Raw genomic sequence first — 16096 nt, forward strand, 5'->3', positions numbered from 1 at the left:
GCCCCCTGCTCCTAGTCGTTGAGAAGCGGGGCGACCCCGTCTCCGAAAGCGGTGATCTGGTCGGTGAGTTCGGCGCGGTCGCGGCTGCGGAAGCGGACCTGGATCTGGTCCACGCCGAGCGCCTTGTACGCGCGCAGGGACTCGGCGAGCGCCTCCGCCTTCCCGGTGAGGGCCCGGCGGCCGGTGTCCCAGCCGGGCTCGCCCACGTAGAGCGGCTCGGTGATCGCCCCGATCTCGATCGGGGCGGTGACCCCGGCGGCCTGCCGCAGCTCCCTGATACGGGCGATCTGTGCCGGGATCCGCTCGCGCGGGTCGCCCTGCGGGAGCCAGCCGTCGCCGCGGACGGCGGCCCGGCGCAGGGCGGCGGGCGAGGAGCCGCCGACCCAGACGGGGATCCGCGGCTGGGCGGGGCGGGGCAGCTGGCCGAGGTCGCGGAACGCGAACAGCTCGCCCTCGAACCGCGGGTACTCCTCGGGCCCGAGGGCGGCGCGCAGCGCGTCGAGGGTCTCGTCGAGGAGGGCGCCGCGGCGGGCGAAGTCGATGCCGAGGACCTCGAACTCCTCCTGGACGTGCCCGGCGCCGACGCCGAGGATCAGGCGGCCGCCGCTGAGGTGGTCGAGGGTGGCGTACTGCTTGGCGCTGATCAGCGGGTGGCGCAGGCCGACGATCGCGACGTGGCTCAGCAGCCGGACGCGCTCGGTGATCCCGGCGAGGAAGGAGAGGGTGGCGACCGGGTCATACCAGACGGTGCTCATGGGGCCGGCGAGGCGGCGCGGGATGGCCACGTGGTCGCAGGTGGCCAGGTATCCGAACCCGGCCCGGTCGGCGGCCCTGGCCACCCCGGCGAGGTCGGCGGCGGTGGCCGTCGCCTCCCAGGGCTCGGCGTAGATGGTGCTCTGCGACTGGATCGGGAGCTGCATCCCGTACTCCAGCCGGCCTTCCGCAAACACGCGCGCCATGCCGTCCCCGCCCCGCTTCCGCCGTCGCCGGTCCCGTCGCCTGCGTCCGCCGATTCGTCCCATCGGCTCCGGGGGCCATCGTCGTAGCTGACGGTCCGTCAGGCAAGGGGGCCGACGGACCGCGCTGGGGGAACGCGGCGTCGCCCCCGCCCCGGACCGGCCCGGGGGGATGGGCGGGAGAGACGGGAGAGGTGGGAGAGGCGGGGGGCGGGAGAGGCGGGGGGACGGGTCCTGATCATCCCGGCCCCCACCCCCTGAGCCCCGCTCAGAAGCCGGCCGGTCCCATCGCGATGACCGGGTGGGCCGCCGGGTCCAGGGACTGCAGAAGGGCCTTCATGGCCTCCTTCGGAATGCCGACGCAGCCCTGCGAGGGGCCGTCGTGGTCGACGTGGAGCCAGATGTTGCCGCCCTTGTCCTCGCCGTCCGGCTGCCTCGGGTCGAGCGGGGACACCCCGCGCTCACGGTTGAAGTCGATCGCGACGACGTAGTCGAAGGCACCGGCCAGGGACTCGCCGTTCACGCCCTGCCCCGAGGGGACGAAGAGGCGGCTGCGGTCGTACGGGAACTTCGTACCGGGCGGCTTCGGCAGCAGGCCGCCCGCGTCGGTCAGGGAGAACACGCCCATCGGGGTCGTCAGGTCCCCCTGCGTGCGCTCGGCGGGCGGGGACCATCCGTGGGCCCCGTTGCGGGCCGGCCAGGTCGCGTCCGGGGCCCAGTCGGAGCCCGGCCCGGGCCGGCTGTACAGGGTCAGGGTGGACTCCGAGGAGTCCTCCGCCTTTCCGGTGACCAGGACCAGCTGGCGGGCGTTCCCCGGGATCCTGGCCAGGGTCTCGTCACTGACGCCGGTCAGGCCCTGGGAGGGGTCGCGCGCGGTGCGGGCGGCCGCGCGGTCGGCCGCGGCCACCGACGCCGCGGCCGCCGTCGGGCGGTCGTCGAGCGCGCGGGAGCCGCGCGCACCGTCCGGCTTGTCGTGCGGGGCGTTGACCCAGGCCGCCGTGGCGGCGAGCAGGCCGAGCGCGGCCGCGACGGCGACGCGCTTCGACGTACGGGAGCGGGCTCGGACGTGCTGGCTCATTGTTCCGACCGTACACAGCCGATCCCCAGTTCCCCGGTGGGCGCGAACTCCCGGGTGTCGCGAACCCGCGATTCAACCGAAGCGGGACCACGGCCGGCACTCCGTCAGCGGAGGCGGCCGGCCCGATCCGGCCGCCCGGGCGGTTGTGGCGTACCGCGCGCCGGCCGGCAGCTTCCCACCAGATGGCCCAGCAGCGCGCGGCCGCCGGTCACGGTCAGCGGCGCGAGGGCCCGGCCCCTCCCCGACGCCGGCGCTCCGGACGGGGTGGGCGGCGGCGCGCACCGCACCGCCACCCCCCACCGCTCAGAGGAGCTGCTGGTAGGTGTTCCAGCCGGAGCCGACGCGGGTGCGGTCGTCGAAGGGGACGGGCTGGTTGCCGTTGCCCTTGTAGAGCCACAGCACGCCCGCCGCGTCGCGAGCGACGAGGTCGGCGCGGTTGTCACCCGTGATGTCACCGACGAGGCTGAACTGGTCGTAGACGTTCCAGCCACCGGCGATACGGGTGCGGTCGTCGAACGGGACCGTCGGGTTGTCGTTGCCCTTGTAGAGCCACAGCACACCGGCCTTGTCACGGGCCAGCAGGTCGGGGCGGCCATCGCCCGTAACGTCGGCGGAGCCGATCAGCTGGTCGTACACGTTCCAGCCGCCCGCGACGCGGACACGGTCCTGGAACGGGCTGCCCGGGTTGCCGGTGCCCTTGTACAGCCACAGCACACCGGCCTTGTCACGCGCCAGCAGGTCCGGCTTCCCGTCCCGGTAGATGTCACCGGCGCCGATCAGCTGGTCGTAGATGTCCCAGCCGCCGCCGACCCGGGTGCGGTCCGCGTAGCCGCTGACGTTGGAGAACTGCCGCTGGTAGTGCCACAGCACACCGGCGCTGTCCCGGCCCACGAGCTCACCCAGCCCGGTCATCGCACTCGCCGGAGTCCCGACCCCGTAGTTCAGGGACTGGCTGACCGAAGTCAGCTTGGTGAGCTGGTCGTACGTGTTCCAGCCGCCCCCGATCAGAACCCGGTCACCGGCCAGCGAGCCTTCCCCGTCCCCCCAGTACTGGAACAGCTGACCACTGGCATCACGGGCCAGGAGGTCGTACAACCGGCGCGGCGCCCCGCTGCCCGTGCTGAAGGTCGCCTTGGCCCGCTGCCAGCCCTCGTTGGGGGTACCGGTGTAGATGGTGCTGGTGGAGTGCAGCGACAGGTTCGACACACCGGTGCCCGCCGGCACGGTGAAGGTGTACTCCATCCAGTGCTCACCGGGGACGGTGTTCTTGCAGCTCATGTTGCCCGTGTAGAGCGTGACCTTCGGATCTTCGATCTTGCAGGACATGCCGGCGCTGGTGGTCACCTCACTCACGCGGGCCATCGGGCCGTACGACCAGTACGGCGCCCCCTGGCCCTGCAGGAACACGAAGTGCTGCTCCCCGGCATCCGTGGCGTGGAGACGGACACGCTGGCGCACGGAGGCGCCCGCCGCGACGTCGGGCAGCTCGAACGACACCGTGTTGCGGGCGGCCCGCTCCAGCGTCTTCACCGTCACCTTGGACGACCCGCTGGTCGCGTCACCGGGCCGGGTACCGGCGCTCTGCGCCATCGCGACCGCGGCCTTCAGATCCCCGTCGCGCGGCACGTAGGCGTAGCCCTCGTAGGCCGTCGTCATGTCCGCGGCGTCCTGGGCGACGGCGAAGCTGGGAGGGTACCCGTCCCGCACGTCACAGACGTAGACGGAGACCGCCCCCTCGACCTCCTCGCACGTGTCCGACTTCCGCCGCAGCGAGGCGGGCAGCCCGTCAGCCGCGGCCACCGGACCCGTCAGCGGCTTCGTGGAGAACGCGTAGATCATCTTTCCCCGGGCGATGCCGGAGATGAGCGCGGCCCCCGTGTTCCACCCCTGGCCGGGCGCCAGCACCTCTTCCCCGGGCGTGGCGAACACGGGGTTGGAGTCAACGGCCAGCGCAGGGGTGGCCACCGCCGCGAGGCCGGCCGCCACGGCCGCCGTCGCCGTGGCTATCGACGCCGCTCTGCGGAAACTTCTGTTCAACGAGACCTGACTTTCCGGTAAGGCGCCCCATGGGGAGCCTGTCGTTCTGAGGTGCCGAAACCCGCGGCCGAAGCCCGACGAAACGGCCCGCGGCCCCCACGGCCAAGCGGGGCCACGGGCCATCTCGCATCAAGAACCCTCAGGAGAGACTGGTGATGGAGTAACTCCAGCCGCTGTTGCCCACCTTCAGCGGCTTGCGATGAGTGGTGGCGCCGCCAGGATAGAAGAGCAGACACCCCGGTGGCACCGGCGTCGTCGTCGATGAACGTCTTGCCGACAACGGCGCCCTGGGCGTTTCCGGAGCTGGTGACCAGCGGACGGCTGCTGGGCTGCCAGCCACCGGCCCCGTAGACGGCTCGCCGACGGCACCGACCGCCTACGACGTCAACCCCGCACCTCCGCTCGCCCTGAGGGAACGAGCCAAGGCCAGGCTGAGGGAGCAGGCCGTACGCGGGGCGGGTGGCGTACGCGGCCCCCCTGACCGTTTCTTCGGGGGAGTTTCCGACACTGGCCGATTCCGGTCCGGGAAACTGCCGCCCGGCCACCCCGGGCGGCGTCGTACGCTGCGGTGATGCGACCGAAATTCCTGCGCCCGCGTTCCCGGACTCCCCGTCAGGCGGCACGACTTGTCGTGCTGTCGCCCAGTGGGGCCGTGTTCCTGTTCCGGGAGAACAACATCGAGGTCGGCGTGCACTGGCTGCCTCCCGGCGGCGGGATCGATCCCGGGGAGAGCCCCGAGCAGTGCGTGCGGCGGGAGCTGCGGGAGGAGACCGGGTGGACCGATCTCGCCCCGCAGCGACTGCTGTGCACCTGGGAGCACGACTTCACCCACCAGGGCGTGCCCATACGTCAGCACGAGCACATCTACGTCACCAGCGGCCCCGAGCGCGACCCCGTGCCGGAGTCGCCCGACGCGCACTGGCGGTGGCTCTCCCCCGAGGCGCTCGCCGGGCTCGGCGAGCCGATCTGGCCGCCGCGGCTCGCCGACCTGCTCGCCGGGCCGCCAGTGGAGCCGGTGCACCTGGGGCTCGTAACGTAGCCCGGCGGCCGTCAGCGGCGGACGGGCGGCCGCCAGCAGCTGGCCGGCGCCCGTCCGCCAGCGCCAGGTGCCCGGCGGGCGTCAAGCAGGCGGCGCCGAAGCCCGGCGGGTGTCAGGGGCGGGGGCCCGCTGATGCTTTTTTGTACAGGTCGGCTGCGTACGGGCCCAGGATCGTGCTGGTGGAGACGTCGTCGGTGTCGCCGCCCGTGAGGATGCCGATGATTTTGCCGTCGCGGGCTATCCAGGCGCTGCCGCTGGTGCCGCCCGGGAAGTCCGCGCAGTCGAAGCGCTGTTCCTTCGCCCCTTGGCGGACCGCGACGGCCGTGCAGGTGCGGGGGACCTTGCGGTCGGCGGGGTAGCCCGTCACCGTGACCTCCTCGCCCGCGCGGCCCGAGGTGTCGAGGTCCGCCCCGCCGGTGAGGTCCTCTATGTTGCGGCCCGAGGCGTCGGGGGCGAGGCGGGCGAAGGCGAGGTCGTAGTCCTCGTCGCCGCCGGAGGACCAGCGGGAGTCCTCGTAGACCTCCTCCAGCTTCCAGGTACCGAACGGCGCCTTCCCGTTCGCGTATGCGGGTGCGAAGACGGCTCCGCCGACGCCCGAGGTGCCGGAGAGCAGGCAGTGCCCGGCGGTGACGATCAGGTTGCGCCCGGGGCTGCGTACGACGGTGGCCGTGCAGAAGTGGTCGCCCTCCAGGCCGCCCGCGAACAGCGCGCCGGTGAAGGTGGCGGCGGCTCCCGGGGCGGGCGAGCCCGGGGTGACAGAGGCGCCCGGGGAGGCCGTCGGGGAGGTGCTCGGCGTGCCTGCGAGTTGAGGCTGTTTCGGTGGTTGCGATGGCGAAGATGCCGTGGGGGTGGGCGTACCCTTCGGGCCGGTCTTCGACTGGGCCGTGACCCGGCTCTCCACCGGTGGCACCACCTTCGTCATGGCCGCCGACGCCCCCAGCGCCGCCGCCACGCACAACACCGCGGTCACCACGGTCCGCTTGTCCACCACAGACACCCCTCCACCTTTGCTCTGGCGAAGCATGCCCCGGCGGCACTTCCGCCGCAAGGCTCAGTCAGGCCAGAGCGGGCGCCGGCCGCCGGACACCCCCCATCTCACCCTTCACGCACAGGCGTTGACAGACCGCGACCCCGGCTCGACAATAAACCGCATACACCGGACACAGTTTTAGGGGAGACCATGCTCGGGACCGTCCTCACCACCGCCGCCACCGTCGCGGGCGCCCTCGCCGTCCCCGGTGCCGGGCTGTTCGGGCACCGGGCGCTGCGCCGGTCGGGGAACGCGGCCCTGATGCGGATCGACTCCCCCGACGGCATCGACGAGCAGGGCTTCGTCCGGATCGGCGGCATCGAGCAGTGGGTTTCGGTGCGCGGCGAGGACCGCTCCAACCCGGTCGTCGTGGAGGTGCACGGCGGGCCCGGCGCCACCAACTCCCCTTACGGGATACGCACCCGCTCCTGGGAGCGGCACTTCACGATCGTCCGCTGGGACATGCGCGGCGCGGGCAAGACCTTCGGCCGGGGCGGCCCCGAGGGGCAGGGCGAGACCACCTTCGAGCGGCTCTACGAGGACGCCCTGGAGGTCACCCGCCACGCGTGCGAGCGGCTGGGCGTGGCGCGGGTCGTGCTGCTCGCCAACTCCTTCGGCACCACCCTCGGGCTGCGCCTGGCCCGCGACCACCCCGAGCTGTACTCGGCGTACGTCGGCACCGACCAGAACGTCCACGACGGCGGCCGCGACACCGGCGGCCACCGGGCGCTGCTGGAGCGGCTGCGCGCGGCGGGCCGGACGAAGGACGCCGCGGTGGTGGCGGCGATGGGTCCCGACCGGCGCCGCTGGACGGCGAGGCAGCGGGCGGCGTACGACAAGCTCTGCACGGCGAGCGACCCGCTGACCCTGGACACGCTCAAGAAGGTGGTCCTGGGGTCGATGTGGCTGTCGCCGCTGCACTCGCTGCGGGACCTGCGGGACTTCTTCCGCGGTCAGTCCTTCTCCGAGCGGATCACCCCGGGGACCGCCGGGTTCGACGACTGGGCCGACGGCACGGTCTTCGAGGTGCCGTTCTTCCTCTTCCAGGGCGACAGTGACGTGATCACCCCGACGGAGCGCGCCCGGGCGTTCTTCGAGGACGTGGAGGCCCCGGTCAAGGGGTTCGCGCTGATCGAGGACGCCAGCCACTGGGCGGCCCTGCGCCACCCGGAGGTGTTCCTGGACCTCCTCCTGACCCACGTCCTCCCGGCGATCACGCCCCCGGCCCAGGCGCCGGCCCAGGCACCGGCACTGACCCCGGTCACGGCCCTGACCCCGCCCCCGGCCCCCGCCTCCGCCCGCCCCGCCGCGACGGCGTAGGGGCCGTCACACCCCGCCGGGTCGCCGTGCCCCCGCCCACAGGCCGTCCGGGGTCAGGCCCAGGAGGTCGATGGCGTTGCCGCGGACGATGCGGTCGACGACGTCGGGCGGGAGGTGGGCCATCTGGGCCTCGCCGACCTCGCGGGACTTCGGCCAGGTCGAGTCGGAGTGCGGGTAGTCCGTCTCGTAGAGGACGTTCCCGACGCCGATCGCGTCCAGGTTCCGCAGCCCGAAGGCGTCGTCGAAGAAGCAGCCGAAGACGTGCTCGGCGAAGAGTTCCGACGGCGGGCGCAGCACCTTGTCCGCGACGCCGCCCCAGCCGCGGTTCTCCTCCCAGACCACGTTCGCCCGTTCCAGGATGTACGGGATCCAGCCGATCTGGCCCTCCGCGTACATGATCCTCAGGTTCGGGAAGCGCTCGAACTTGCCGCTCATCAGCCAGTCGACCATCGAGAAGCAGCAGTTGGCGAAGGTGATGGTGGAGCCGACGGCCGGCGGGGCGTCCGCCGAGGTGGACGGCATGCGCGAGGAGGAGCCGATGTGCATGGCGATGACCGTGCCGGTCTCGTCGCAGGCCCGCAGGAAGGGGTCCCACTCGTCCGTGTGGACGGAGGGCAGGCCCAGGTGCGGGGGTATCTCGGAGAAGGCCACCGCGCGCACGCCGCGGGCCGCGTTGCGGCGGACCTCGGCGGCGGCGAGGTCGGCGTCCCAGAGCGGGATCAGGGTGAGCGGGATCAGCCGGCCCGCCGCGTCGGGGCCGCACCACTCCTCGACCATCCAGTCGTTGTAGGCCCGTACGCCGAGCAGTCCCAGCTCGCGGTCCCGGGCCTCGGTGAAGGTCTGGCCGCAAAAGCGCGGGAAGGTCGGGAAGCAGAGCGCCGACTGGACGTGGTTGACGTCCATGTCCGCGAGGCGCTCGGGAACCGAGAAGGACCCGGGGCGCATCTGCTCGTACGTGATGACCTCCAGCCTGATCTCGTCGCGGTCGTACCCGACCGCGGTGTCCAGCCGGGTGAGCGGGCGGTGCAGGTCCTCGTAGACCCACCAGTCGCCGATCGGTCCGTCGTCGCCCTTGGCCCCCATGACGGGGGCGAACTTGCCGCCGAGGAAGGTCATTTCCTTCAGGGGGGCGCGGACGACGCGGGGTCCGGTGTCCCGGTATCTGGACGGGAGCCGGTCCCGCCAGACGTGGGGCGGTTCCACCGTGTGGTCATCCACCGAGATGATCTTCGGGAAGGTCTCCATGTGGTCTACGGTAGCGCCGATCTGACGAACCGTCAGCTAGTTGGGAAGGGATCGCTCCGCCACGGGCTGACGGGTACGCGCAAGACAGGGCAGACTGACCCTTACACCGACGGAAGGCAGGGGGGACGACAGATGGACGGCATACCGGCCATCCCGCACCAGCGGAACCACCCCGAGGCAGCCCCCCAGGCAGTACAGGCGGCACAGGCCGTACAGGCCGTACGCGCGGACACCCACCAACCGGCCGCGGCCGCCGAACTCACCCCCGGCGGCGCCCGGTTCGCCGTCCTCGGACCCATCCGGGCCTGGCGCGGCCGCGAGGCCCTGCCCTCCGGCAGCCCCCAGCAGCGCGCCCTGCTCGCCGTGCTCCTGCTCCGGGGCGGCCGGACCGCCACCGCGCCCGAGCTCATCGACGCGATCTGGGGCGAGGACCCGCCCCAGCAGGCCCTCGCCACCATCCGCACCTACGCGTCCCGGCTGCGCAAGGTCCTCGACCCCGGGCTGCTCGTCAGCGAGTCCGGCGGGTACGCCATCCGGCTGCGCCACATGGAGGCCCTCGACCTCGGCGTCGCCCGCGCTCTGGCCGCCGACGCCGAGAAGGCCCGCGCCGCCGGGGACCGCGCCCTCGCCCGCACCCTCCTCGCCCGCACCCTGGACCTCTGGGACGGCGAACCCCTCGCCGGAGTCCCCGGCCCGCACGCCGAGACCGAGCGGACCCGGCTCGCCGAATGGCGCGTCCAGCTGCTGGAGACCCGTCTGGACCTCGACCTGGAGGTCGGCCACCACGCCGAGGCCGTCTCCGAGCTCACCGCGCTGACCGCCGCCCACCCGCTGCGCGAGCGGCTGCGCGAGCTGCTGATGCTCGCCCTCTACCGCAGCGGCCGCCAGGCCGAGGCCCTCGCCGTCTACGCCGACACCCGCCGGCTCCTCGCCGAGGAACTCGGCGTCGACCCGCGCCCAGAGCTCTCCGCCCTCCAGCAGCGCATCCTGCGCGCCGACGCCGAACTCGCCCGCGCCGAGGACCCCGCGCCGGCCGCGGCCGCCGTCCACATGAAGCCCGCCCAACTGCCCGCCACCGTGCCCGACTTCACCGGACGCACCCCGTTCGTCAGCGAGCTCGGCGCGATCCTGTCGGGCGCCGAGGGCCAGGTCATGGCCGTCTCCGCGCTCGCCGGCATCGGCGGCGTCGGCAAGACCACCCTCGCCGTGCACGTCGCGCACGCCGCCCGCCCGCACTTCCCCGACGGCCAGCTCTACGTGGACCTCCAGGGCACCGAGCCGCGCCCCGCCGAACCCGAGGCCGTCCTCGGCTCCTTCCTGCGGGCCCTCGGCACCCCCGACACCGCGATCCCCGACTCCCCCGCCGAACGCGCCGCGCTCTACCGCTCCGCCCTCGACGGCCGCCGCGTCCTGGTCCTGCTCGACAACGCCCGCGACGCCGCCCAGGTACGGCCGCTGCTGCCGGGCACCGCGGGCTGCGCCGCCCTCGTCACCAGCCGGGTCCGCATGTCGGGCCTCGCCGGGGCCCATCTCGTCGACCTCGACGTGATGAGCCCCGAGGAGGCCCTGCAGCTGTTCACCCGGATCGTCGGCACCGAGCGCGTCGCCGCCGAACGCCAGGCCGCCCTCGACGTCGTCGGCGCCTGCGGGTTCCTGCCGCTCGCCATCCGCATCGCCGCCTCCCGGCTCGCCGCCCGCCGCACCTGGACCGTCTCCGTCCTGGCCGCCAAGCTCGCCGACGAACGCCGGCGCCTCGACGAGCTCCAGTCCGGCGACCTCGCCGTCAAGGCCACCTTCGAGCTCGGCTACGGCCAGCTGGAACCCGCCCAGCAGCGCGCGTTCCGCCTCCTCGGCCTCGCCGACGGCCCCGACATCTCCCTCGCCGCCGCGGCCGCCGTACTGGACCGGCCCGAGCACGACACCGAGGACCTCCTGGAGGCCCTCGTCGACTGCTCCCTCATCGAATCCGCCGCGCCCGGCCGCTACCGCTTCCACGACCTCGTACGCCTCTACGCCCGCGCCTGCGCCGAACGCGACGAGCAGCCGCCCAGCGAGCGCGACACCGCCCTGTCCCGGCTGCTGGACTTCTACCTGGCCACCGCCTCCCGGGTGTACGCGCTGGAGCGCCCCGGCGACCGTACGGTGGACCACCTGCCGCCCACCGACCGCGCCGGGCTGGTCTTCGCCGGCCGCCCCGCCGCGCTCGACTGGCTCTACGGCGAGGCCGACTGCCTCCTCGCCTGCGTCCAGCAGTCCGTGGGCCGGGGGCAGCTCGACCGCTCCGTCGGCCTGCTGATGGCCGCCAAGGACCTCGCCGAGTCCGGGGCCAGTTCCCGCATGTACGAGAACGCCGCCGTCATGGTCCGCGACGCCGCCCGCTCCCTCGGCAACGCCCGCGCCGAGGGCCGGGCCCGCACCACGCTGGCGCAGGCCCAGATCACGGCCGGCCGCTTCGACGCCGCCGCCACCGAGGCCAATACCGCCATGGAGCTCGGCCGGCTCGCCGAAGACCCCTGGACCAGCGGGAACGCCCCCAACGAGCGGGGCATCATCGCGATCTACCGCAAGGAGCACTCCGCCGGCGAGGAGGCCCTGAGCCAGGCCCGGGAGGCCTTCCGCGCCGACGGGAACCGCCCCGGCGAGGCCAGCGCCCTGTGCAACCTGTCGCGGATCCACCTCGCCCAGGACCGCACGGGCAGCGCCGTGGAGCTGGCCCGGCAGGGCATCGAGATATACGCCGAACTCGGCCTGGAACTGCGGCTCGCCAACGGCCGGTACGCGCTGGGTCTGGCGCTGAGCCAGGCCGGCCGCTTCCTGGAGGCGCTGGCCGAGTTCACACAGGCGCTGGAGATCTTCCGCGACAACCGCCAGCCCCTGTGGGAGGGCGTGACACACTTCCGGCTGGCCGAGGTGCACCTGGCCGCCGGCCGGGCCACCCTGGCCGCCTCCCACGCGGAACAGGCCATCGCGCTGCGCGGCATCGGCGGGGTGTGGCGGCGCGGTACCGTCCTCCAGGTCCTCGGCAAGGCGCTGACGGTACTGGGGCAGCCGGACCGGGCGAGCGCCTGCTGGCGCGAGGCGCTGGCGATCTACGAGGGGCTCGGGTCGCCGGAGGCGTCCGAGGTCAGGATGCTGCTGGCGCTCGCCGCCGCCTCGTGAACGCACGCGTTCATCATTCGTTTATCGCCGGGCGGCACTCTGTAGTTGTCGATCCGCGCAGACGGCGGGTGGACGGCCCGACACAACAGGAGGGCACCTCCCAGGTGCCGAATCCGCGAAGATCCGTCCGGCGGCCCTCGGGGGAGTCGCCGGGCGGATCCTCCGGACGACGAACCACATACTTTTCAGGAGTGCGCCATGACTGACGCGACCACGCCGCAGACGCCGAAGGACCCGTCCAAGCCGCTCGACAGCCACGCCTCGGGCGCGGAGGCCGTCACGGACATCCAGACCATGGACAGCCACGCCTCCAGCGAGCCGATCGACCTTCCGCTCACGCCGGCCAAGCCGCCGGTCAAGCCGGTCGGGCCGCAGGACAGCCACGCGTCCGGCGAGCCGCTCCAGGCCATGGACAGCCACGCCTCCAGCGAGCCGTTCAAGCCGTAACCGGCCGGGTCCGGGCTCCGGCCGCGGGCCACCAGAACCAACGGGGGAAAGCGCCTCGGGTCCTACGGGGGGAACCGAAGGGACCAGAAGGCGACGGGGGAAAGACGACGACCGCGGTGGCCCGGAGGGGGAGCCACCGCGGCCGTCGTATCCGCGTGTCCGGACACGGCGGAGCCCCTAGGGTGGAGGCGTGTTCACCTCCCAGGGACCCACCGCCCGCGAGCTGGCCGTGCAGGCCCTCTCCTCCGTCGAGCGCGGCTACGACCTGCTCTCGCCCAAGTTCGACCGGACGCCCTTCCGCACCCCGGACCGGATGCTCGACGCCGTCGAGGAGACCCTGGCCGGGCGGGAGGGCTCCTTCGGTGCCGGGCTCGACGTGTGCTGCGGCACCGGCGCCGGGCTGGGCATGCTGCGGCGGCTGTGCCGGGACCGGGTGACCGGGGTGGACGTCAGCGCCGGGATGCTGGCGCAGGCCGCGCTGGCGCACCCGGACGGGGTGGACTTCGTACGGGCCGACGCGCTGGCGCTGCCGCCCGCGCTCGGGAACTCCTACGACCTGGCGGTCAGCTTCGGGGCCTTCGGGCACTTCCTGCCGGCCGAGCGGCCCGCCCTGTTCGCCGGGGTCCGCGCGGCGCTGCGCCCCGGCGGGCTGTTCGCCTTCCCGATCGGGGCTCCGCTGCCGCCGAGCTCGCGGGTCTGGTGGATGCTGGCGGGCTTCGACGCGGCGATGCGGGTGCGCAACGCGGTGTGGCGGCCGCCGTTCGTCATGTACTACCGGACGTTCCCGCTGAGCGGTGTCCGCGCGGACCTGCGGGCGGCGGGGTTCACGGTGGAGACGGTCCCGCTGGAGCACTTCGGGCGCCGGGAGGACGGCAGTCCGCACTGGCGGCTGGTCCTGGCCCGGCGCCCGTGACGCCGGCTCCGGCCGCGGTCAGCGCGCCCTCAGCTCCCGTTTGAGGACCTTGCCGCCGGCGTTGCGCGGCAGTTCGCCGACGAACTCCACTTCCCTGGGCACCTTGTAGTTGGCCATTTCCCGGCGCGACCAGGCGATCAGGTCGTCGGCGGTGACGGTGGCGCCGGGGCGGCGCACCGCGTACGCCTTGCCGACCTCGCCGAGCCGCGGGTCGGGGACGCCGACGACCGCGACGTCCGCGATGTCCGGGTGCAGGCCGAGGAGTTGCTCGATCTCGGCGGGGTAGGCGTTGAAGCCGCCGACGATGAACATGTCCTTGATCCGGTCGGTGATGCGCAGGTTGCCGTCCGCGTCGAGGACGCCGACGTCGCCGGTGCGCAGCCAGCCGTCGGGGGTGATGGCCCGCGCGGTCTCGGCGGGGTCCTCGAAGTAGCCCCGCATGACGTGGTGGCCGCGGACCCAGACCTCGCCCGCCCGGCCGGCCGGCAGGGGCGCCCCTTCGGGGTCCGCGATGCGTACCTCGGTGCCGGGGACGGGCCGTCCGGAGGTTTCGGCGATGACCTCGGCCGGGTCGCCGCGCCGGCACATGGTGACTATGCCGCTGGCCTCGGAGAGTCCGTACGCAGTGAGCACGGTGGCGATCCGCAGTTCGCCGCGCAGCCGCTCGACGAGGCGCAGCGGGACGACGGCCGCGCCGGTGACGACGAGGCGCAGCGCCGAGAGGTCGTGGTGGTCGCGGTGGGCGTGGTCGAGGAGGGACTGGTGCAGGGTGGGCGGTCCGGGGAGTACGGAGATCCGTTCGGCGGCGACGTTGGCGAGGACGGTGTCCACGTCGAAGACGGGCTGCGGGACCATGGTGGCGCCGCGGGTCAGGCAGGCGATGATCCCGGCCTTGTAGCCGAAGGTGTGGAAGAAGGGGTTGACGATCAGGTAGCGGTCGCCCTCGCGGAGTCCGGCGAGTTCGCTCCACACGTCGTAGCAGCGCAGGGTCTGGGCGTGGGTGATGACGGCGCCCTTGGGGCTGCCGGTGGTGCCCGAGGTGAAGATGATGTCGGAGGGGGCGTCGGGGCGGATCGCGGCGGCGCGGGCGCTGACGGCTTCGGCGGGTACGCGGTCCCCGCCGGCCAGGAAGTCCTTCCAGGTGCGGAAGGAGGCCGGGGCGTCCTCGGCGAGGACGACGACCTGTTCCAGGTGTTCCAGGCCGGGGAGCGGGCCGGTGCCGGGGCCTTCGGCGGCGGCGCGGCGCAGCGAGGCGACGTAGGAGGTGCCGAGGAAGGTGCCGGTGACGAAGAGGAGTCTGGCGCGGCTGCGCCGCAGGACGTACGCGGCTTCGGCGCCCTTGAAACGGGTGTTGAGGGGGACGAGGACGGCGCCGGCGGAGACGGCTCCGAGGGCGCTGACGATCCATTCCAGGGTGTTGGGCGCCCAGACGGCGACCCGGTCGCCCGCCTCGACCCCGGCGGCGATGCAGGCGGCCGCGGCCCGTTCGACGCGCTCGCCGAGCTGGGCGTAGTCGATCCGGACGCGGCCGTCGACGACGGCTTCGCGCTCCGCGTAGCGTTCGGCGGCGTCGCGCACCAGTTCGGCGACGCTGCCCCAGCGCAGATCCCCCCGCACGTCTTCGCTCATCGCGCTCCCCTCCCAGTAGCTGACTATCCGTCAGATTAGCTGTAGCCTTCGCGGCTGTCAGTACTGGCGCGGGCCCGGAGGTGGCGATGGCGGCAACACTCAAGGACGCTACGGCGATAGTCGGGATCGGCCAGACCCCCTTTGCCAAACGGCTCCCGCAATCCGAGAAGGAATTGGCCTGCCGTGCGATTCTGGCCGCCCTCGCGGACGCCGGCATCGCCCCGTCCGAGGTCGACGCCTTCGCCTCCTACACGATGGAGGAGACCGACGAGGTCGAGGTCGCCAAGGCCATCGGCGCCGGCGACGTCACCTTCTTCTCCAAGGTCGGCTACGGCGGCGGCGGCTCCTGCGCCACCGTCGGCCACCTCGCGGCCGCCGTCGCCACCGGGCAGGCGAGCGTGGGCGTCGCCTGGCGCTCCCGCAAGCGCGGCTCCGGGCCCCGGCCGTGGAAGAACACCGCCGTCCAACTGCCCACCCCCGGCCAGTGGACCCGCCCGTTCGGGCTGCTGCGCCCCGCCGACGAGATCGGCATGCTCGCCCGCCGCTACATGCACGAGTACGGGGCCACCCGCGACCACCTCTTCAACGTCGCGATGGCCTGCCGCAACCGGGCCAACGAGAACCCGGCCGCGATGATGTACGAACGCCCGCTGACCCGCGAGATGTACATGACCGCCCGCATGATCAGCGAACCGCTCTGCCTCTTCGACAACTGCCTGGAGACGGACGGGGCGCTGGCCTGCGTGATCGTCTCCGCCGAGCGGGCCCGGGACTGCCGGCACAAGCCCGTGTACGTGCACTCCGTGGCCCAGGGGCTGCCCGCCCAGCACCACGGGATGGTCAACTACTGGAACGACGACCCGCTGTCCGGGCCCGCCTGGACCGCCGCCCGGCACCTGTGGAAGCAGTCCGACTTCGGGCCGCAGGACGTGGACGTCGCCCAGATCTACGACGCGTTCACCCCCCTGATCCCGCTGTCCCTGGAGGGCTACGGGTTCTGCGGGCGCGGCGAGGGCGCCGCCTTCACCGAGGGCGGGGCGCTGGAAATGGGCGGCCGGCTGCCCATCAACACCGGCGGCGGCGGTCTCAGCGAGGCCTACGTGCACGGCTTCAACCTGATCAACGAGGGCGTCAAACAGCTGCGGGGCATCTCCACCGCGCAGGTGCCGGACGCCGCGACCTGCCTGGTGACGGCGGGCGAGGGAGTCCCGACGTCCGCGATCCTGCTGCGAGCCTGAGGAGC

12 protein-coding genes are annotated in these 16096 nt (G+C 73.2%); 6 read left to right on the forward strand and 6 right to left on the reverse strand.

Features of this window, described 5'->3' with window-relative positions; translation table 11 throughout:
* Positions 1 to 11: 11 nt before the first annotated feature.
* From IE248_RS26720 to IE248_RS26730, 3 genes are all read right to left on the reverse strand, one after another.
* Complete coding sequence (locus IE248_RS26720) at positions 12 to 959, reverse strand: LLM class F420-dependent oxidoreductase (protein WP_190031965.1); 948 nt, start codon at positions 957 to 959, stop codon at positions 12 to 14.
* Positions 960 to 1224: 265 nt separating this feature from the next.
* Positions 1225 to 2034 (reverse strand): L,D-transpeptidase family protein, encoded by an 810-nt coding sequence (locus IE248_RS26725; protein ID WP_073799557.1) that lies wholly within the window; start codon positions 2032 to 2034, stop codon positions 1225 to 1227.
* Positions 2035 to 2337: 303 nt separating this feature from the next.
* On the reverse strand, positions 2338 to 4071 hold the full coding sequence (locus IE248_RS26730) for an FG-GAP-like repeat-containing protein (RefSeq protein ID WP_190031966.1): 1734 nt from the start codon (positions 4069 to 4071) through the stop codon (positions 2338 to 2340).
* Positions 4072 to 4642: 571 nt separating this feature from the next.
* Between IE248_RS26730 and IE248_RS26735 the strand changes: the two genes are divergently transcribed.
* The gene (locus IE248_RS26735) at positions 4643 to 5110 is read left to right on the forward strand and encodes an NUDIX hydrolase (RefSeq protein ID WP_190031967.1); all 468 of its coding nucleotides are present in this window, start codon (positions 4643 to 4645) and stop codon (positions 5108 to 5110) included.
* A gap of 112 nt (positions 5111 to 5222) precedes the next feature.
* On the opposite strand, the gene IE248_RS26740 is transcribed toward IE248_RS26735, so the two are convergent.
* Positions 5223 to 6107, reverse strand: coding sequence for a trypsin-like serine peptidase (locus IE248_RS26740; RefSeq protein WP_229895553.1), 885 nt, complete (start codon positions 6105 to 6107; stop codon positions 5223 to 5225).
* Positions 6108 to 6290: 183 nt separating this feature from the next.
* Between IE248_RS26740 and IE248_RS26745 the strand changes: the two genes are divergently transcribed.
* On the forward strand, positions 6291 to 7460 hold the full coding sequence (locus tag IE248_RS26745) for an alpha/beta fold hydrolase (RefSeq protein WP_229895554.1): 1170 nt from the start codon (positions 6291 to 6293) through the stop codon (positions 7458 to 7460).
* Between the two features lie 6 nt (positions 7461 to 7466).
* On the opposite strand, the gene IE248_RS26750 is transcribed toward IE248_RS26745, so the two are convergent.
* Entirely contained in the window at positions 7467 to 8705 is a 1239-nt protein-coding gene (locus IE248_RS26750) for an amidohydrolase family protein (RefSeq protein ID WP_190031969.1), read from the reverse strand.
* A gap of 132 nt (positions 8706 to 8837) precedes the next feature.
* On the opposite strand from IE248_RS26750, the gene afsR reads away from it, so the two are divergent.
* The 3 genes from afsR to IE248_RS26765 all read left to right on the forward strand — a co-directional run bounded on the left by afsR (position 8838) and on the right by IE248_RS26765 (position 13224).
* Positions 8838 to 11864: an SARP-family global regulator AfsR gene (gene afsR / locus IE248_RS26755; protein WP_190031970.1), complete on the forward strand. Its 3027-nt coding sequence runs from the start codon at positions 8838 to 8840 to the stop codon at positions 11862 to 11864.
* A 198-nt stretch (positions 11865 to 12062) separates the two neighbouring features.
* The gene (locus IE248_RS26760; RefSeq protein ID WP_073799562.1) at positions 12063 to 12311 is read left to right on the forward strand and encodes a hypothetical protein; all 249 of its coding nucleotides are present in this window, start codon (positions 12063 to 12065) and stop codon (positions 12309 to 12311) included.
* A gap of 190 nt (positions 12312 to 12501) precedes the next feature.
* Positions 12502 to 13224, forward strand: a complete 723-nt coding sequence (locus IE248_RS26765; RefSeq protein ID WP_190031971.1) for a class I SAM-dependent methyltransferase — start codon at positions 12502 to 12504, stop codon at positions 13222 to 13224.
* Between the two features lie 18 nt (positions 13225 to 13242).
* Here IE248_RS26765 and IE248_RS26770 read toward each other — a convergent pair whose 3' ends face one another.
* Positions 13243 to 14853, reverse strand: a complete 1611-nt coding sequence (locus tag IE248_RS26770) for a FadD3 family acyl-CoA ligase (RefSeq protein WP_190031972.1) — start codon at positions 14851 to 14853, stop codon at positions 13243 to 13245.
* Positions 14854 to 14939: 86 nt separating this feature from the next.
* Here IE248_RS26770 and IE248_RS26775 point away from each other — a divergent pair, with 86 nt between their 5' ends.
* Positions 14940 to 16091 carry a lipid-transfer protein gene (locus tag IE248_RS26775; protein ID WP_037797762.1) on the forward strand — a complete coding sequence of 384 codons (1152 nt, stop codon included), beginning with the start codon at positions 14940 to 14942 and terminating at the stop codon, positions 16089 to 16091.
* Positions 16092 to 16096: the final 5 nt, after the last annotated feature.

The sequence above is a fragment of the Streptomyces goshikiensis genome (genome assembly GCF_014650555.1).
GTDB lineage: Bacteria > Actinomycetota > Actinomycetes > Streptomycetales > Streptomycetaceae > Streptomyces > Streptomyces goshikiensis.